16 protein-coding genes are annotated in these 19,365 nt (G+C 40.0%); 10 read left to right on the top strand and 6 right to left on the bottom strand.

Annotation, left to right across the window (positions count from 1 at the left end; translation table 11 throughout):
• Window position 1 precedes the first annotated feature (1 nt).
• On the bottom strand, window positions 2-667 hold the full coding sequence (locus TW85_RS15725) for a glutathione S-transferase family protein (RefSeq protein ID WP_046018060.1): 666 nt from the start codon (window positions 665-667) through the stop codon (window positions 2-4).
• A gap of 252 nt (window positions 668-919) precedes the next feature.
• Here TW85_RS15725 and TW85_RS15720 point away from each other — a divergent pair, with 252 nt between their 5' ends.
• Window positions 920-1,804 carry a LysR family transcriptional regulator gene (locus tag TW85_RS15720; protein WP_046018059.1) on the top strand — a complete coding sequence of 295 codons (885 nt, stop codon included), beginning with the start codon at window positions 920-922 and terminating at the stop codon, window positions 1,802-1,804.
• A 3-nt stretch (window positions 1,805-1,807) separates the two neighbouring features.
• Here TW85_RS15720 and TW85_RS15715 read toward each other — a convergent pair whose 3' ends face one another.
• On the bottom strand, window positions 1,808-2,146 hold the full coding sequence (locus tag TW85_RS15715; RefSeq protein ID WP_052702243.1) for a cytochrome c: 339 nt from the start codon (window positions 2,144-2,146) through the stop codon (window positions 1,808-1,810).
• 167 nt (window positions 2,147-2,313) lie between these two features.
• Between TW85_RS15715 and TW85_RS15710 the strand changes: the two genes are divergently transcribed.
• Window positions 2,314-2,787: a GNAT family N-acetyltransferase gene (locus tag TW85_RS15710; RefSeq protein ID WP_238326231.1), complete on the top strand. Its 474-nt coding sequence runs from the start codon at window positions 2,314-2,316 to the stop codon at window positions 2,785-2,787.
• A 113-nt stretch (window positions 2,788-2,900) separates the two neighbouring features.
• Here the strand turns inward: TW85_RS15710 and cysK are convergent, their stop codons facing one another.
• Window positions 2,901-3,866 carry a cysteine synthase A gene (gene cysK, locus TW85_RS15705; RefSeq protein ID WP_046018057.1) on the bottom strand — a complete coding sequence of 322 codons (966 nt, stop codon included), beginning with the start codon at window positions 3,864-3,866 and terminating at the stop codon, window positions 2,901-2,903.
• Between the two features lie 237 nt (window positions 3,867-4,103).
• Here cysK and hrpA point away from each other — a divergent pair, with 237 nt between their 5' ends.
• The 4 genes from hrpA (at window position 4,104) to TW85_RS15685 (ending at window position 12,174) form a co-directional block, all read left to right on the top strand.
• Window positions 4,104-8,090: an ATP-dependent RNA helicase HrpA gene (gene hrpA / locus TW85_RS15700; protein ID WP_046018105.1), complete on the top strand. Its 3,987-nt coding sequence runs from the start codon at window positions 4,104-4,106 to the stop codon at window positions 8,088-8,090.
• A 41-nt stretch (window positions 8,091-8,131) separates the two neighbouring features.
• Window positions 8,132-8,977 carry a VacJ family lipoprotein gene (locus TW85_RS15695; protein WP_052702242.1) on the top strand — a complete coding sequence of 282 codons (846 nt, stop codon included), beginning with the start codon at window positions 8,132-8,134 and terminating at the stop codon, window positions 8,975-8,977.
• Window positions 8,978-9,588: 611 nt separating this feature from the next.
• On the top strand, window positions 9,589-11,631 hold the full coding sequence (locus TW85_RS15690; protein WP_046018056.1) for a methyl-accepting chemotaxis protein: 2,043 nt from the start codon (window positions 9,589-9,591) through the stop codon (window positions 11,629-11,631).
• A 144-nt stretch (window positions 11,632-11,775) separates the two neighbouring features.
• Window positions 11,776-12,174 (top strand): VOC family protein, encoded by a 399-nt coding sequence (locus tag TW85_RS15685; RefSeq protein ID WP_046018055.1) that lies wholly within the window; start codon window positions 11,776-11,778, stop codon window positions 12,172-12,174.
• Between the two features lie 12 nt (window positions 12,175-12,186).
• Here the strand turns inward: TW85_RS15685 and TW85_RS25585 are convergent, their stop codons facing one another.
• Window positions 12,187-13,029 (bottom strand): hypothetical protein, encoded by an 843-nt coding sequence (locus tag TW85_RS25585; RefSeq protein WP_052702241.1) that lies wholly within the window; start codon window positions 13,027-13,029, stop codon window positions 12,187-12,189.
• A gap of 207 nt (window positions 13,030-13,236) precedes the next feature.
• Between TW85_RS25585 and TW85_RS15675 the strand changes: the two genes are divergently transcribed.
• Both TW85_RS15675 and TW85_RS15670 read left to right on the top strand, forming a co-directional pair.
• Window positions 13,237-14,652 carry a hypothetical protein gene (locus TW85_RS15675; protein WP_046018054.1) on the top strand — a complete coding sequence of 472 codons (1,416 nt, stop codon included), beginning with the start codon at window positions 13,237-13,239 and terminating at the stop codon, window positions 14,650-14,652.
• Between the two features lie 69 nt (window positions 14,653-14,721).
• The gene (locus TW85_RS15670) at window positions 14,722-15,804 is read left to right on the top strand and encodes a DUF6765 family protein (RefSeq protein ID WP_046018053.1); all 1,083 of its coding nucleotides are present in this window, start codon (window positions 14,722-14,724) and stop codon (window positions 15,802-15,804) included.
• Window positions 15,805-15,815: 11 nt separating this feature from the next.
• Here the strand turns inward: TW85_RS15670 and TW85_RS15665 are convergent, their stop codons facing one another.
• Complete coding sequence (locus tag TW85_RS15665) at window positions 15,816-16,430, bottom strand: TetR/AcrR family transcriptional regulator (protein WP_046018052.1); 615 nt, start codon at window positions 16,428-16,430, stop codon at window positions 15,816-15,818.
• 144 nt (window positions 16,431-16,574) lie between these two features.
• On the opposite strand from TW85_RS15665, the gene TW85_RS15660 reads away from it, so the two are divergent.
• Window positions 16,575-17,654 (top strand): MBL fold metallo-hydrolase, encoded by a 1,080-nt coding sequence (locus TW85_RS15660; RefSeq protein ID WP_084616352.1) that lies wholly within the window; start codon window positions 16,575-16,577, stop codon window positions 17,652-17,654.
• A gap of 86 nt (window positions 17,655-17,740) precedes the next feature.
• Here the strand turns inward: TW85_RS15660 and TW85_RS25580 are convergent, their stop codons facing one another.
• Window positions 17,741-18,574, bottom strand: a complete 834-nt coding sequence (locus TW85_RS25580) for a helix-turn-helix domain-containing protein (RefSeq protein ID WP_052702240.1) — start codon at window positions 18,572-18,574, stop codon at window positions 17,741-17,743.
• A gap of 183 nt (window positions 18,575-18,757) precedes the next feature.
• Here TW85_RS25580 and TW85_RS15650 point away from each other — a divergent pair, with 183 nt between their 5' ends.
• Window positions 18,758-19,360 (top strand): amino acid synthesis family protein, encoded by a 603-nt coding sequence (locus TW85_RS15650; protein WP_046018051.1) that lies wholly within the window; start codon window positions 18,758-18,760, stop codon window positions 19,358-19,360.
• The last annotated feature ends 5 nt before the right edge of the window (window positions 19,361-19,365 follow it).

The following is a 19,365-nucleotide window of genomic DNA, read 5'->3' as shown; positions in this document are numbered from 1 at the left end:
ATTAGGCTTGATTCGCCAAAGCGGCTTCTTTCTCAACCACTTTTTGATAATTCGGCATTTGCTGGACGTTTGCTAACATAGCCTGTGTTTTTGGCCCTATGATGATGTCGACAGGGAAGAAAGGCCCCCAAGCTGAATACACACTTAGCATGATGTCTGCTGCAGAAACCTGCTTACCTCCTAAGAAGTCGCCTGATCCTTTTTCTAACTTGGCTTCAACTACTTGCCATAGTTTATTGATTAAAGTCGCCGCATTATTCAAAGCATCCTGCTTTGCGTTGTCATCTTGAATGTATTGGTTAATGAAAAAGAGTCTGCCGTAGGCTGGGTGCATAGTGGCGTTAGCAAAGAGAATATCCTGTACACCTTGTTGTCTGGCAGGGCCTTCTACTGCTAAAAGGCTATTGGCATGTTTATCCAAAAGGTGAAGTATGATGGCCGCACCTTCTGTTAGAACAATGTCATTTTCTACTAGGGCTGGCACAGCACCGACAGGGTTAATCTCAGTGAAATTTTCTAGGCTAGTTACATTAATAAGTTGGTAGTCTTGGCCTAATTCGTTTAGTACGACTTGTGTTGCTACTGAGCAGGCACCTTGAGAATAATAAAGTGTGTAGTCAGTTTTTGTTTTAGCGGTTTGATTTAGCTTATTTTGCGTATTAGACATAAATTTCTCCAAAGGTGATTTGATTAATTCGTTTCTATGTTTAAGGTCATCTTTACTCGCTTGGTATGAGAACCAATCTGTATGCGATAGGGAGAGTCTAAGGTGATAGTTTGTTTACATATATATCGATAATATGCATATACTGTTCTCAAATTGGAGACAAGCTGAAAAAAAATTGGCGAAACTAATTCGAAATGTTGTCTGTCTCTCTAAAAGAAAATCCTAAAGAAACCATGTGAGATAAAGCTGAATATGGATAAACTCAGGGCAATAAAGTTATTTGTAAAGTTGGCTAATTTAGGCAGTTTTACCAAGGTGGCCGAGCAAACGAATACATCTAAATCTATGATAAGTAAGGAAATAGGGCGTCTTGAGGATGATCTAGGCGCACGCTTGCTACATAGGTCTACCAGAAACCTTCAGCTTACTCATGTGGGAGAAGGTTACCTGCAAAGAGCAATCGAAATCCTAGAGAAGCTAGATGATGCTGATAATTTTGTCAGTGATTTGCAGCATAACGTGAGAGGCAAACTTAAAATCAACGCGCCTATGGCCTTGGGAATTACCGACCTCTCTGTGTTGTTTGCTGATTTTATGCTTGAAAACCCAGACATTGAGCTAGATATCCACCTAGGGGATGAGAGTGTCGATCTTGTCGAACAAGGCTTTGATTTAGGCTTAAGAGCGTCAAGTCGTGCGATCGATTCTAACTATGTAGGGAAGCCGCTGACTCGTTTTACTTATAAGGTATGCGCCTCTCCGGAATATCTTGCAAAGCATAAAGCAATTAATCTGCCTAAGGACCTTAGTGAGCATAATTGTTTTGTTTACAGCTACTTTCAGGGGAAGGATGTTTGGCCTATCGAAGATGGTGTCGCGGTAAAAGGGAACCTTAAAGTGAATAGCACCTTGTTTATGATGGATGCCATTAAAAAGGGATTAGGGCTAGGTTTTATTCCTGATTTTGTTTGTCAAAAAATGATAGATTCTGGTGAAGTGGTAGAAGTGTTAGCCGAGGCAAATAAACCTAGGCTGACCCTTTATGCGCTTTATCCGGCGAGACACTTTGTACCCACCAAGTTAGTAAAATGCATTCGCTATTTGGAAGATTGGTTCAATAACAATAAGCCGGCTTAATGCCTATTGAATGGACTCTATATAAGCAAAAATATCATAGGTATCTTGTTTGCTCAGTATGCCTTCCCAAGCGGGCATACCTTGGTCTACCTTGCCTTTAAGGACGGTGTAAGAGAGCATCATTTTAGGCTTAAAAATGTTATTTAATTTTTTAACAAGGTTTGATGGTTTTTTGGCCAAAGTGCTTGCGGCAGGGCCATCGCCTAACCCATTAATACCGTGACATACTAGACAGTTAGTCTGATATTTTTGTGCGCCATTTTGTATATCATCTGCTGCGCTAAGTTGGACACTTGTACTGATAAAAATAAGGCTTAGTATCAGGGGAATAATTTTTTTCATAACACCTCTGTGTTTGATTTAAGTAATTTAATAAGAATCATTAATATGCGAGACATGGTAAGAGTAGTGATGTAGAAAAAATGTTTTAGAAAAACCTAATGTAAGATACGTAGACGAATAAAGTTTTAATAGATTGAATGATGGAAGACAATTAGATGATAAGAGAAATGACAGAAAATGATTTTAAGATGTTTTGGCCTACCTTTGAAACCATCATTCTCGCAGAACAAACTTATGCCTTTGATAGCCAAATGGGTTATGAGGAAGCTTTACAGCTTTGGCTAAATTCTCCCCTTAAAACCTATGTTTTCGAAGAAGGTGGCGTTATTTTAGGCTCATATTACATCAAATCGAATGCCATGGGGCCAAGCGCACATATTAGCAATTGTGGTTATATGGTCAGTGAAAAAGCCAGAGGGAAAGGTGTCGCAAGAAAAATGTGCCTGCACTCTCAAGTTATGGCTAAGGAATTAGGATTTAAAGCGATGCAGTTTAATTCTGTTGTTTCCACTAATGAGATAGCGATTAAACTCTGGCAAAAGCTAGGCTTCGATATTATTGGGACGATTCCTAAAGCTTATAAACACAAGGAACTTGGGCTGGTGGATGCCTATATCATGCATAAGCTGTTAGATGATTAGGCCGTGATGAAAATCATCTGAACAAATAAAAGCCGCTATCCGAATGGAAAAGCGGCTTTATCTTTAACTCTTAAGAAAATGCCTTAAGAGGAATTTAACTTATTCGTTCGCTGTTACTGAACTAGTTCATTTTCGCTGAATTCACCTTCAAACAAAGCAGTCGATAAGTAACGCTCGCCTGAGTCAGGTAGAATCACAACGATTTTCTTATCCGCGTTTTCTTCAAGGTTTGCAATCTTCTCTGCGGCTGCCACAGCTGCACCACAAGAAATACCACATAGGATACCTTCTTCACGCATTAGGCGTTTTGCCATCTCAATAGATTCTTCGTTGCTGATTTGTGATACCTGATCAACCATAGATAGATCTAGGTTTTTAGGGATGAAACCCGCACCAATACCTTGGATCTTATGTGGTGATGGTGTTAAGTCTTCACCCGCAATGGCTTGAGTAATAACAGGAGACGCTGTTGGTTCTACCGCAACACTGGTAATCGCCTTACCTTTCGTGTTTTTAATGTAACGGCTAACACCAGAAATTGTACCACCTGTCCCCACACCTGCTACGAAGAAATCGATTTCGCCATTGGTGTCATTCCAGATTTCAGGCCCGGTTGTTTTCTCGTGAATCTCAGGGTTAGCTGGGTTATCAAATTGTTGTAGTAAGATGGTGTTTTCATCTTCAGCAATTTCAGCCGCTTTTTCGATCGCGCCTTTCATGCCTTTAGCTGGCTCAGTCAGTACAATCGTTGCGCCCATTGCTTTCATGACTTGGCGACGCTCAAGACTCATGCTTGCAGGCATAGTAATAGTGATCGGATAACCACGAGCTGCCGCGACAAAACAAAGTGCAATACCTGTGTTACCACTTGATGGTTCTACCAAGGATTTACCTGGCCCTAATAGGCCTTTCTTCTCAGCATCCCAAATCATGTTAGCGCCAATACGACACTTAACAGAAAACGCTGGGTTGCGAGATTCTAATTTCGCCCAAATGTTGCCTTTACCAATGCGGTTAAGACGAACAAGCGGCGTATTACCAATGGTTAATGAGTTATCTTCAAATATCTGATTAGACATGGAAATTCCTTGATTTAGGTAATAAATGAGAATTGTTATATATGCTTGGGGTCACACTATAACCTGTTCAAACTAAATGATGGTAGAATTTCACGCCATAAAGATAGAACCAAATATTTTTGTGGCTTATGTTTGTACAATTGCTTAATTAACGAGCAGTTTTTACATCTAACTCCTTTATTTGCAAACATATTCCACGTCAGACCCTATTAGGAAGTAACATTGTCCGTTTTTGAAATGCAAGATGTGATGAGCAAGGACAGATATCATATCGAACGTAAAGTTCAGTTGATTGAGCGCCAGCAAAAAAGTAATAGCTTGGATGCTAACTTGGTCGAAGAAGTGAAAGCTATGATTTTAGTGTCACAAGAAAAGGTGCGTGAACGTAGCGAATTAGTCCCTGAGATTAAATACGACCAGAGTTTACCTGTTGCGGCAAAAGCGGAAGACATTATTGCTTCGATTAAAGCGAATCAAGTGGTGATTGTTGCGGGTGAAACTGGGTCTGGTAAAACGACTCAGCTACCTAAAATGTGCTTACAGGCAGGTTTAGGTGTAGCGGGTATGATTGGTCACACTCAGCCTAGACGATTAGCTGCTCGCAGTGTGGCAGATAGAATCAGTGATGAATTGGGCGTTGAGTTAGGTGATGAAGTCGGTTTTCAAGTTCGATTTAATGATGAGTCTAGCGATAAAACCTTAGTCAAATTGATGACAGACGGTATTTTGTTGGCGGAAATTCAGCAAGATAAGTTCCTACAGAAGTATCAAGCTATCATTATCGATGAAGCCCATGAAAGAAGCTTAAACATAGATTTCTTATTGGGTTATCTAAAGCGTATCTTACCTTCTCGCCCTGATCTAAAAATTATCGTTACTTCGGCAACCATAGATGTAGCGCGATTCTCTAAGCATTTTAATGATGCACCAGTTTTTGAAGTGTCTGGCCGTACCTTCCCCGTAGAAATTCGTTATCAACCCTTATTGCTTAAGTCTGATTCTGAAGAAGTGGATGCAGACCAAAGTATGGAGCAGGGTATTGTTGATGCGGTTCATACGATTATTCACGAAGAAAAACAGTCTAGTTTTCGTGGTGCCTCAGATATCTTGGTGTTTTTACCGGGCGAGAGAGAAATTCGTGAGACAGCAGAGCTTCTAAGACGTGAAGAGCTAAGACACACAGAAGTTGTGCCACTTTATGCACGATTGTCATCTAGCGAACAGCAAAAGATTTTTAAATCCCATAGTGGTCGTCGAATTGTGTTATCGACCAATGTGGCTGAAACCTCATTGACTGTACCTGGCATTCGTTATGTCATCGATCCAGGTGTTGCCCGCATCAGTCGCTATAGTGTGCGTTCCAAAGTACAGCAACTTCCCATTGAAAAGATCAGTCAAGCGAGCGCGAATCAAAGAGCTGGCCGTTGTGGTCGTGTGGCAGATGGTATTTGTATTCGTCTTTATGATGAAGCTGACTACCTAGCACGTGCAGAATTTACTGACCCCGAAATTTTTAGAACTAACCTTGCCTCCGTTATCTTGCAAATGGCGAACTTAAGGTTAGGTGCGGTCGAGAAGTTCTCCTTTGTAGAAATGCCAGATAAACGTCTAATCAATGATGGTTATCGAGCCCTGAATGAACTGGGTGCTATTAATAAGGAAAGACTGACGCCGATAGGGCGTCAATTAGCTAAACTGCCAATCGACCCAAAACTTGGTCGTATGATTATCGCAGCCGATAAGCTGGGTGTTTTAAATGAAATCGCTATTATTGTTAGTGCTCTGACAATTCAAGATCCAAGGGAAAGGCCGCAAGAGAAAAAGACACAATCTGATCAAGCTCATGCTGTTGATAAGGATGCAGACTCTGATTTTGTTGTGCTGTTAAATTTATGGCATCGATTTGAGGAACAGCGCCAAGCTTTATCTCAAAACCATTTACGTCAGTTTTGTCGTAAACAATTTTTGAATTATATGCGTATGCGTGAATGGCGTGATATTCATCGCCAAATCCTAATTGCTTGTAAGCAATTAGGTTTTAAAGAGTCTCAATCTAAACCACAAGAAAACGAGATTAAAAAACAAGCTATTCAGGCGCAAAAGCATAAGGCAAACCATGTTAGCGCTAAAAATAGAGCGAATGATGACGCTGAAGAACAAGTATCAACTAAGCCAAGTGTTGATTATGAAAGAGTGCATAGGGCGCTATTAGCGGGTCTCTTCACTCAAATTGCCAACAAACTCGATGAAACCAAAGAATTTGTTGCCTGTCGCTCTCGTAAAATGCATATCTTCCCAGGCTCTGTATTATTTAAGAAGCCGCCTCAATGGGTGATGTCGGCGGAAATGGTGGAAACCACCAAACTCTATGGCCGAGTAAGTGCAAAAATGGAACCATTGTGGGTTGAAGAATTCGCTAAACCTTTTGTTAAGCGTCAATACTTTGATCCTCATTGGGAGAAGAAACAGGGCCGAGTCATGGCTTATGAGCAGGTATCATTGTATGGCCTGATTCTCGTGGCAAAACGCCGTGTTGATTATTCTAGCGTCAATCCTGATGAAGCCCGTGAAGTCTTTATCCGATCTGCTTTGGTTGAAGGGGAGTTGCGAACTCGTCATGCTTTCTTCCAAAAAAATCAGGATTTAATCAAAACCATAGAAGAAGACGAAGCTAAGTTAAGAACTCGGGATATTTTAGTTGATGACGAGGTAGTGTTTGCTTTTTATCAAAAACAAATCCCAACTGAAATTTGCAATCAGAAAAGTTTAGAGTTTTGGCTTAAGTCCAATCAAGATGCATTAACCTTGACGCGCCAAGATTTGATTAAACAAGAAGTTGATATTGATAACACGGCTTTCCCGACCAGTTTTGGTTTAAACGGGGTGAGTTTACCGATTGAATATCAATTTGAACCGGGTAAAGCAGTGGATGGGGCGACGTTAAAAGTCCCTGTTGGTCTTCTTCGACAGCTATCTGCCGACGAATTAAGCTGGGCTGTACCGGGTTATATCAAAGAAAAATGCGAAGCTTACTTACGTGCTTTACCTAAAGCCTTAAGACGTCGCTTTGTGCCTATCCCTCAATTTGTTGATCGAATTTACCCTAACTTGTCTTCAAGTAAAGGCGATCTATTAGAGCAGTTAAGCTTACAGATTAAGCGTGAAACCTTAATAGATATTCCTTTAACTGAATGGCAAGGTGATAAGCTGGAAGCTTACCTTAACCTGAATATCGAAGTTATATCGGATCAAGGTAAGGTGATAGGAACAGGAAAAGCGCTGGATGAGTTGCAAACTAAGTTTGCCGCACAAGTGGATGCAAGCTTTGCCAAGTTTGGTACTAAGGCGCATGAAGAGAAAGGCCTCACCAACTGGCCTGATCAAGATGTGCCTGAACAACAAACCCTAAGCCAAGCTGGGATTAAGGTTACGGCCTTTCCTGCGTTGGTCAGTAATGGTGAAACCGTTTCGGTTAAGATGTTTGATGATAAAGCCACAGCATTAGAAACGCACCGTAAAGGGGTGATTGCTTTGTTAAGAATCTCCCTAAGTAAGGATATGAAGTACTTACAAAAGAACTTACCTAAGTTAAGGGAGTCTCTATTAATATTCGCGCCTATAGGTAAGAAAGAACTTTTATTAGATGACCTTCTAAATGCGGTCTTAGATAAGGTATTTTTGGATGGTCAAACCTTACCAAGAACCAAAGAAGAGTTTGAACAAACCCTGATTAAGAATAAACCCCAGCTGGTAACGCTCGCGAATGAGATGGCATTGCAACTGCATCAGGTACTGTCTTCGTATCAGAAAGTCGCTAAGCAAATGAAAGGCAACATCCCATTACCCTGGACACGAGTTTACGGGGATTTAAAGCAACAGTTAGGGAATTTGATTTATCCAGGTTTTATTGGTGATACCCCGTTATTTTGGTTTAGCCAATTACCTAGATACTTTAGAGGCATTGAAGTGCGTTTAGATAGATTTCAAAATCATCTAAATAAAGAGAATGCCTTGGTGACACATTGCGAGCAGCTTTGGCAAAACTATGCCAAGCAGAAGCAAGGTCATGATGCTAAGAATGTCTACGACCCAGAGTTATTAAAATATCGCTGGTTAATGGAAGAGTATCGAGTGTCTTTATTTGCTCAAAATGTGGGCACACTGGAACCTGTTTCTGAAAAACGTTTACAAAAGCAGTGGCAGTTAGTTAAAAAAATTGTCTAAGCAATAACTGTCTTGAAAATGATTGTATAGGAACCCCCTTTATGAAAAGGAAGTATGCACTAAAACCTCTGATAGCTGGTTTTATTTTTGCTGGATTAGTGGGCTGTTCGGCGAAAGCGGTAAATCAAGATACGGCTGGGCCTGAGGCAGAGCAAGCCGTGATTGAATCTGAGCAGGAGACTTATGTTGATCCTGATCCATGGGAAAGGTTTAACCGTTCCATGTATGCGTTTAACTCTGGATTAGATAAGGCGATCTTAAAGCCAGTGGCAATTGGCTATAAGAATGTAACACCGACACCAGTACAAAAAGGGGTGAGTAACTTCTTCTCCAACCTTGGGGAAGTAGGCAACATTTTCAACAACCTATTGCAGGGTAAGATAGATGCAACCGCTTCATCAAGCTGGCGCTTCATTATCAACTCCACTGCTGGTTGGTTTGGTATTTTCGATGTGGCCTCTGAAATGGGCCTAAAAAAACAGAAAGAAGACTTTGGTGAAACCTTGGGTTATTGGGGAATTAGTTCTGGTCCTTATTTAGTTTTGCCATTATTTGGACCCTCTACCTTGAGAGACTCTACGGATGTGCCGGTTGATTTTTATACGCCGGGTGCAAAGGCTTTTTTCAATCTGCATTGGGATGAAGCTTTGGCGGTATCGGGTTTAGATCTGGTTGAGACAAGAGCTTCATTGTTGTCGTTAGAGTCTCTTATTATTGGTGATGAATACGAATTTGTTAGAGATGTGTATTTACAAAATCGCCAGAATGCCGTCTATGATGGCAATCCACCTGTCGATGACGATGCTTGGGGTGATGATGGCTGGGAAGATGACGACTGGGGTGATGAAGAGCTAGACGCTGAAGATGATTGGGCCGAAGACCTTTAATCAAACGTTTTGACCTCTGTGTTGAGGCTAGGGAGCCTGCGATAAAGTCCTCCCGCCTCAGCGTGTGGATAAAAGCGGCTAGATTTATGGCGAGGAGCGCAACTTAATAGTGATTCTATTGATAAGCTCTTCAACGTAAATATAGGGTCTTTGAAGAATACCAAAACCGCATTTCAGTAAAAGTAACACCTTGAGTGATACCTTTTTTGTAAAAACTGAGAAGAGGTGACTTAATTTCAGGTTCCCTAAGTGCCTATTGCGAGCTACTTTGGCAGATTACAGCGTCTTACTTTACATTTTTAATAAATAACACATATAAGACATCTACTTAGCAAGTATAAGAAGGTGTCTTGTATTGAATAACATGAATAAAATCTGATAGTTAAAATCATTTCAAAGCAAGTTCACTTTAATACTCGATATTAATCATTACGTCATATATTTCTCCTAAATTCTCACTATCAAGAAAATTCAAATTCTTGACATATATTAATACGCATACTTGCACTATGTTGTTTGTGTGACGTTTTTAATAAGCAGGATTTTTATAAGCATGAATGGCTTTAATTTAGGTTAAGTCATTGCATCCATGGAAGTTATAGGAGAGAGATATGCTTGGCTTTATTCGTAGACAACCCCTTCCTCAACAACTCAGTGCAGGTACATTAGTTGCTGTTGTGTTTTTCATGACATTGCTAATCTATTTTATTTCTCGGTTTTTTACTGCAGAGGTAAATAGTGTCGCCAGTGAAAATCAAAATAAGCAGGTTGAATTGGTGTCCCAAAACCTTGAAGCAAGATTTGAAGCCATGGTGGCAAATAATCAACTCATGTCTCGTATGTCTTATGCAGAGTTCAAGGCGCTAAGGGTAGATGATCAGTCATTTTTAATGACAAATGGGCGTTCAGTGCCTGAAGTTTGGTTAGGAGATACACTCGTTAATCAAGATAGTTCACAGCTAGCTGGCTTTACTCAAAAGTCTGATCATTTTATTAGCTTATATGTAAAGCAAAGCAACAAATTTACGCCAATCGCTTCTAGTATGCTTAATGAAAAAGGTGAGCCAATTCTAGAGCATGTAATCGATTCAGAGCATCCAGCCTTTAGTGACCTTATTTCAAACATAGGCTATCAAGGGCAAAACCAAGTCGCAGGTTTTAATCTCTATCAGAACTTTAAACCCATTGTTGTCGATGGTGCAGTAGTTGCTGTGATCGAAACTAGCACTAATTTGCAAAACATAATGACAAGCCTTTCAGATTACGTAAAACAACTGACCTTTGGTAAATCGGGTTATGTTTATGTGATGGCAGCGGGTAAAAATGAAGGTGATATGGTGATACACAGAACCCTTACTGGAGGTAATGTGTATGACATTCAGCCAGATTTTGTCGACACCTTTAAGCAAGCTTTTGTCGGTAACAAAGGGACGTTTAATTACTCTGTGCCCACTAAGGGGATTGATGCAGTCGCTCGAGAATCTAAGGTCTTATATCATGCGGTAGCGGGTTGGAACTGGGTCGCTTTGTTAAAAACTTATGAAGATGAATACCAAGCCGAGATTGATGCGCAAATTCTAAAAATTGAATTAATGTGTGCCGCTGGCGCTATCTTTTTAATGTTAGTGCTCTGGCAACTGATTAGACGCTCATTATTGCCGTTAACCGAGATCACGCATGGGTTGAAACTCTTGGGTGAGGGTAACCTTACATATCAATTTAAGTTTAAAAAAGATACTAAGACTAAAAATGAAATGCATTTATTGAAGCGTGACATTGCAGCTATGCGTGATGGTTTAGTGAATGTAATAAGGCAGGTATCTGACTCTAGTAAGAATCTCGTTGATTCAGCTGAGTCGATTGATAATGTTAGTCATGAACTGCAACACCATGCGAAGAAGAGTGAGGAAGAAAGTACCCATGTAGCCACTGCGATTGATCAAGTTGTGGTATCGATTGAAGAGGTAGCAAATAGTACACGTGCTGTCTCCGATGAAACCTCTGCTGCTAGCGAAATTAGTATCTCAGGTAATGATGCTGTAAATGAAGTGGAAGAAACCGTAGCGACCTTGTCACAGTCATTTAGTGCGGCTTCTAACCGTATTAAGGATGTTGAGGAAAGTAGTAACAGCATTGGCGAAGTTGTCGATGTGATTAATGCGATTGCTGAGCAAACTAATTTATTGGCTTTGAATGCTGCAATAGAGGCTGCCCGTGCTGGTGAGCAAGGCCGTGGTTTTGCTGTTGTGGCAGATGAAGTGCGAAACTTAGCTCAGAAAACGCAGGATTCTACGCAGAAAATTCGGGATGTTGTTGAGAGGTTACAAGCGAATAGCCAATCAGCCGTTGAAGGCATGGAAAGTGGTGCTAAGCAGGTTGAGTTAAGTGTTCATAAAGCCACTAAGGCTGGCATTTTATTAACTCAGATTAGAGAGTCTATTGTGGCGGTTGAAAAGAGCATGACGCAAGTGTCGAGTGCCACTGAAGAGCAAAGGTTAGCGGCACAAAAAATCAGTGATAGCGCAAGATCGCTAACACAGACATCCAGTGATACTTTTAATCATTCAGAGTTTTCATCTGATCAGGGTAAAAATGTTAAAGATTTATCCATGACACTACTTAATAACATCAGTGTGTTTAAAATTACTGAATAAGAGTGAGTAGGCCACTTTTACGATAGCTATCTATGAGCATTAAGAAACTCAAGCTTTATTCATTAAATCCCCGTCATTGATGGGGATTTTTTTCGCCTCTTTTTTGATATAAGGTGAGAACACAAACTTAGCCTGGTAATAAGTATGCTGACAGGATTAAATCATATAACCCTTACTGTGTCTGAGCTTGATAAATCATTAGCGTTTTATCAAGATGTCTTGGGCTTTAAAGGTCATGTTAAGTGGGATAAGGGAGCCTACCTTTCAATACCTGGTTTTTGGCTCTGTTTAAACTTAGGAGAGCCTTGTGCTGCGAGAGATTACTCGCATCTGGCTTTTAGTCTAGATGAACTTAATTATCAGCACCTTGTCACAGATTTGAAGAAACTTGAAGTTAGTCAATGGCAAAAGAATACGAGCGAGGGTGAGTCATTTTACTTTTTAGATCCAGATGGCCATAAGCTTGAACTTCACCTTGGTAACCTAGAAACTCGGTTAGCCAGTATTCGAGACACGCCTTATAAAGACACAACTTGGCTATAACATCTGATCTAGCTAATTTGGTTTAAACCACCAGCTAACATAGGGTAAATCATTATTTTGGTAACGTTTTAAGTAAATAACATTGCGTTTAACGGGTGTGTATTTTTGGATATATTTATTGTGGTATTTATTAAAAAGAGACCTGAACTGACCACTAAGTAAAATGTTTTCTAATCCAGCTTCGATGCGCTTAGCGAGTGACTCAAACTGAGGGCTGACATGATAGTAAACAGGGTGAGGGTAGAAAAGAGCGACATTATCTACTACTTCTAAGGTATTTGAATGGGCCTTGAAGCGAGTTAATTCTTGGTCAACTTCACGAAGACTCCTTGGAAAATAATCAAAGCGCTCGTAATTTAACATGCTATACAGGTTTAAAATGTTTGTAGCGGTCTCGACCTTAAGTTTGTTGGTCGCAAAAATTGGGAAGTCTGACCACTGGCTATTAAAGCCAGCTTTAAATGTTCGTAGCTCTTCAATACATTTGACTTTTGATAGTTTTTTCGCATTCTTATGATTAGCGACGAGCAGACGATATCCCAACAAGCCTCGGTAAAGCGGGACTTTAATCGGAATTAAATTCTTATTAACGCCTTGGCTCGCACCAAAATACGCTATTTGAAAGTCGTGGCCTTGTTCTAACATGTAACTGGATCGATTGAAGCTTAATCGAGTGTTATTCGCAGTTAATTGGTAAGTACCATGGCTCTCAATAGTGCTATCCAAAGCAAGTTGTAATAACTGATGGGCATATTCATTTTCTTTATAGGTTTTGACAACCCAATGATTACGCATTGTGTCTGCGTAAATTGCAGTACTTAGAGAAAGGATTACGACGAAGATGACTTTTTTCATTAGGTGTCTTTTTATTATTTAATTAACATCTTGGCTTCCTTTCAATGATGTGACTGTTAACTCATTAAAGTTTAATTATACTTACTAGTAAAATAAATTATATCTAGCCTTGCTTACTAGAACTGAATATAAACTTTTACATGAAAGGGAAGCAGCAAGGTGTTATAAACTATACATAGATCGTTTGTGTTTAAGTAGGGATAAATTATGAATAAATTTGCTGGGACTCTCACTATATGCGCACTTAGTTTAGGCTCACCAACAGCAATTTTGGCAACTGACTTTCAGTCGGAATACGAAGCATTTGTAAAATCGCAGCAAGAAGAGTTCAAAACTTATTCTAATGAGCACAAAGTCTTCATTAAGCAACTTAAAAAAGAATGGCAAGCATACAAAAGCATGCCTGTTTTAGTGAGAGATAAAACCCCTAAACTTCCACGTGCACCTGTAAGTGAAGATAGTTCTATTACTCCAACTGAGCCTGTGATTACTTATGTTCCTCCGGTAATTGATGATACTCCTGCTGTGGATGTGCCAGAGGAACCCGTCGTTGATGATCCTGTTGTAGATAGTCAAACTCCTGATAAACCTTTAGATAATAAAATCGCATTTACTTTTTTTGGCCAAGCCATTTCATTAGATAAGTTAGTATTGGTTGAATTAGAAGGCCGTACTCAATCTGGGCTAAAAAACTATTGGCAACATAGTGCTGAGATTAATTACGACACTGTAATTACTGAACTGAATCAATATAAGCAAGACCTTGATTTATCGGACTGGGCATTTTGGCTGTTGGTAGAGTCTTATGTGTCGCAACAAGTTAGCAATGAAAATCAGCAAATCGCGTTAAGTTGGTTCTTACTTAACAATTTAGGTTATGGTGCAAGGGTCGCATTGGGTTCTGATTCTTTAGTTTTGATGGTGCCTACCGAACAAAAACTTTACGGTGTCTCTCGTTACAAAATAGACGGTGAAGCCTTCTATCAAATTGCCGGTAACGCCACTAAAGAAGTGAGAACCTATGATGGAGACTTCAGTGAGGGTAGCCAGTCATTTGATATGCGCTTTGATAAAACGTTGAAAACTGGGAAAGATATTCATTTCAGGGAGTTAGAAACAACACTTGACGGTAAGGCGCTAAAATTGGCTTTACCTTATGATCTAGAAAGAGTGAAGTACTTTAAAACCTATCCTCAAATAGATTTACGTTATTATTTTGAAGCGCCTGTAGGTGATGTTGCATCACAAGGGCTTTCTGAACAAATGGGAATCTTTTTAGAAGGCAGTGAAGATACTCAACTAACTCAGTTGTTACACCTTATTCATCAAGCTTTCCCTTATGCGATTGATCAACAACAATTTGGCGCTGAAAACTATTTATTAGTGGAAGAATCCTTGCACTATAAAGCGTCTGACTGTGAGGACAGATCCATTTTATTCGCTTGGCTTGCTAAGCATCTATTAAGCCAGCAGGTAGTTGCCTTGAATTATCCTGGGCATGTTTCTACTGCCATTTTTAAAAACAATAAGCTGATTCCAGCAGATCCAACCTATATTGGCGCTGATTTAGGTGATGTCATGCCTGATTACCAAGGGGTAAAACCTAAGATCATTCAATTTTAATCGCAAGCTCCTATAGCTTGTTTTGATGAACTAGCAGATACAATAAATCTCAGTATAAGGAAGTAACTGATGCAAATTGATTTCCATTATTATGCAACTTATGCCATGGCACGCTGCGCTGGTTTAAACCAAGACGTCGCTAAGAGAGTGGCGACTGCCGCACAATTTGTTGACGATAATGCCTGCCCTCATGATATTGAGTTCCCGGATGGTTCAAGCCTGAGTGTTGAGGCAACTGCTCATCATGTGGCTGATATCGCCAATATAGACACTAAGGATCAAAGAGATGTTTGGGTGCCTTTTCACTTTTTACCGGGTAATCAAGGTGAAAGTTTTACCGAAAAGCTGATTTGCCAAAAGGACAGTGAGATAGCTAAGCAGATGCTGGATCATTACCTACCTCAATCCGATAAAGACTATTACTTACCTTTAATTGGCATTATGGCGCATGTTTATGCGGACACATTTTCTCACTATGGTTTTTCGGGTGTTAGCTCAAGGCGCAATAGGGTAGAAAGTCATAGTTTTCGCTTTCGTAATAGCGGTGACGAGGTTAAAAAATTTACCCAGTTAAAGCAGCAAAACTTCTTTGCAAAATACGGTAATCAACTCATTCGTAATATCAAATCTAGTGTGGCTGAGGACTTATCAGGGGCTTTAGGCCATGGCGCCGTGCTGACATACCCTGACGCTCCTTACCTTGAATGGTGCTTTGATTATGAAGCCTACAAAGAAGAGAACGCTAAACAATCAGGCTGGCGTGACAATAAGCAAACTTTCCTTGAATACTGCCAGAAGATGCATGCCTTGTTTGGGCAAATAGCAGAATCAAACCCTGAATACTCTGATGCGGGTGCCACTAGTCAATGGTCTGATATTGAAAACAAGATTATAGGTATTATTGCTGTTAGAGCTGAAAAACAGGAACGTATTAAAGCATGGCAAGAGGCGGCACAGGCAGGGCTTTTCAATACGCCAGAGACGATACCTGAATACAGAGATTGGAATAGTGATTTTGATGATATTAAGGAATGCCAAGGCGCCCATGAAGCCATTAAATATCCCTTGTACCGCTTTTATCAAGCCGCGTCTTACCATAGATGGTACGTGCTGAGACAATTACTGCCTCAGCATGGATTAGCGGTAAGGTAACTCTCTTACTGCTAAACCTGATAATATCGACTTAAGAAGATAGCGACTGTTTCGTTAACAATATGCGCTTGCTCAGCTTCAGTTAGGCTGCCTTTCATCCCCATGACTTGTGGCCAGAAGCAGCTGCCCTTAAGTAGGTTATGAAGTTGAGTAACGGCAAAATCAATGTCTGTTACTGTTAAATAACCTTCCTCTTTCGCGACTTTTAACCAACGTTTCAAGCTGGTTTCTTGCGCTGAAAATTCCGCCACTTTCTTTTGTAAGTCTTCGGGGTGATAAAAAAAATGCCCGAATGCCACTCGCGATAATGCGATGTATTCCGCATCTGCCATAAGCTCAACTTCTGTTGTGATCAACTGGGTTAACTGTTCTTTAATTGAGCTGTCTTTGTTAAAGACAATATTATTTTGAACTAGGGCTTTATTCCATAAGTCTGCCACTAATTGCATAACCAGCACTTCTTTACTTTCAAAGTGATTATAAATAGTACGTTTTGAGACTTGTGCTAATTCAGCAAGCTTATCCATGCTGGTGGCTTGAACACCAAATTCTTGGAAAGCGCTTTTGGCGGCATCTAATATGGCTTGATGCTTAATTTGAGATCGAGTGAGTTTAGTGTCTGTCATTTCATCCTACTGACTTAATTAGATTGCAAGATAGATTGGAGAATATGCATAAAATATTCAAATTAAATGCATTTTACACTTGATGGTTTACTTTTGATATAAGCATAATTACACTGCTCAGTATAGTTTACTTGGTAAGAGATTATGAAATTAAAACTCGGTTCTATCTTTGGTTTATTAGGAGTGTTTTTTATGCCGGCTCATTCAGTTGCATCAACCCAGGTTGAAGGTAAGTTTGTGAATTCAGAGATTCAATATGAATCTGGCTTAGGCGATATTGTTGGTATCTCAATGGCGTATCTAACCGCTAAACGAGATGCTCCAGAACCTGCTATGCCAGTGCCTTTAAAGATGATTAATAAAGCAGAACTTGATCAAACAAATGAAGCCGTGATTTATCGGTTAGGGCATTCCACTTTACTGATGAAGATAGATGGCAGTTATGTTTTGGCAGATCCTGTTTTCAGTGAAAGAGCATCGCCTTTTAGCTTTGTTGGACCAAAACGTTTCCATCAACCACCTATTAGTATGGAAGAATTACCACAGATCTCAGCCGTTATCCTAAGCCATGATCATTATGATCACCTTGATAAGGCCGCGATTTTAACTCTCGCAAACAAGGTTGATCAGTTTGTTACCCCTCTAAAAGTAGGCAAAACCCTTGTGAAGTGGGGAATAGACCCTAAACAAATTACCGAACTAGATTGGTGGCAAGATATTAAAATTGGTTCACTAACCTTAACCGCAACACCGGCGCAGCATTTTTCTGGCCGTGGATTGTTTGATAGAGATAAAACCCTTTGGGCTGGTTGGGCCATTAAAGGCGAGCAGGCCAATGTTTTCTATACGGGTGATACTGGTTATTTCTCTGGTTTCAAAGAAATTGGTGAACGTTTAGGTCCTTTCGATTTAAGCATGGTAGAAACAGGTGCTTATAATAAACTCTGGAAAAACATACATATGCACCCAAGTGAGAGTATGCAAGCTCATCTTGATCTGAATGCTAAAGCTATGATGCCAGTACACAATGGTACTTTTGATTTGTCTTTACATGATTGGTACGAACCATTAGAGAGTATTTTGAACCTTGCACAAGAAAATAAAGTGAGGCTGATAACGCCTATTTTTGGAGAGGCTGTCATGATTAAAGATCCTCAACCGACCCAAGCTTGGTGGCAGTCCTTGGTTGTTGAAGAAAAGCTGAAGGTAGCAGGGCAGTTTTAACAAAAACTAAAATGTAATAACGTAAGAAGGGCCATTCAGGATGGCTCTTTTTTTATATGAATTTGGCACGTCTATCCATATTAAATTTAGAAAACCTGAATACTTTTTTGTAGTTGCTCTTTACTTTGTAAAGGCGTTAGACCAAAACAGTCACGGTAAGCCTTACAAAAATATGGAACCGTTGAAAAGCCACAAGCTTGCGAAACATCACCCACCTTTAGATTTGTTCTCAATAACAAATGCTTGGCTTTTTTTAATCTTAATTTGGTGTAGTGACGATTCGGACTTTCATCAAAGTATTGCTTAAATAGCCTTTCAAGTTGCCTTAATGAGAGGAAGGATTGATTTGCAATTGTCTTGCTATCCAAGGGCACTTCAATGTTGTCTCTCATCAAGCTTAAGGCCTTATGAACTCTGCTGTCCGTCACTCTTAATGATAAGCCGTTTGATTGTTTAAGGTTGGCAAGAAGTGACTTATTTTGATTGACGTTGAGTAAAGGCATGACGATTTCTGCCATGAGTTCGGCAAGGTGATCATGTTTAAACTCATCTGCTGAATCATTTGAAGCAGGCTGGAATTGATAAATTTTTGTCCGTTTTAATACTTGTTCACCTAACCATTGTCGATTAAGAATTTGAGTAGATTGATCGGATAAAGAACCACTAAAAACAAGCACGCTTTCTGATTTTGCAATATTGTTGGGATGGCGTAGCGCGCTTAATACCATGCCATTGTCAGCTAATAATACAGAACCTTCTTCCGAACAGAGGTGCCATTCAAATAAGGTGTGATTAACGACCTCATTAGCACACTTGAACCATTCTATCGCCTCAAGTAATTCCTTCATGATGAACCTAGGTTGCAGCAGGATAACAATGTGTTGTGTCTGGGTATTTGTTAAAGCTAATTCTGACTTCATTTTCTTCTATTGCCTTTTCTGCGAAATAAACAATCCAGTATTGACTCTTTACAATCATTATTTTTGTGTACTATATTATGGTATACCATAATATATCAAGGTGATATTTTGAATAAACTCCAACACTAGGAGGGCTTCAAAAAATTACTTTGATCAATTTGATAATGATAAAAAGGAACAGAGATGAGCTTTGAAATTCGTAAAATCGTGACCACAATTGAAGAAACACGCATCGAAGGCGGGAAAGCAGCAGATAAGCCTGTCACCATGATTGGTGTTGCTGCCATCATCAAAAACCCTTGGCATGGTCGTGGTTTTGTTGAAGACCTTACACCAGAAGTAAAAGCAAACTGCTCTGATTTAGGTGCATTAATTGTTGATTATGTGTCTAAGTACATGGGTGGTGCAGCTAACATTGAAGCTTATGGTAAGGCGGCAGTTGTTGGTGTAGATGGTGAAATTGAACACGCATCTGCGGTAGTTCACACCCTAAGATTTGGTAATCATTACCGTAATGCCGTCAATGCTAAAAGCTACCTTGGTTTTACTAACAAGCGTGGTGGTGCTGGTACTTCTATTCAAATCCCTATGATGCATAAAGATGATGAAGGTTTCAGATCTCACTATATTACTTTAGAGATGTCTATCGAAGATGCCCCTGCAGCAGATGAAATTGTAGTATGTCTAGGTGCATCTGACGGTGGCCGTGTACATCCAAGAATTGGTAACCGTTATCAAGATATTCAGGATTTAGCCGCAGAAGAAGCGCAGAATCAATCTAAGTAAATGGA

Origin of the sequence: Marinomonas sp. S3726, from assembly GCF_000967665.1 — a bacterium.
In the GTDB taxonomy this organism is placed as follows: domain Bacteria; phylum Pseudomonadota; class Gammaproteobacteria; order Pseudomonadales; family Marinomonadaceae; genus Marinomonas.
This window is presented reverse-complemented; position numbering and strand designations above follow the sequence as displayed.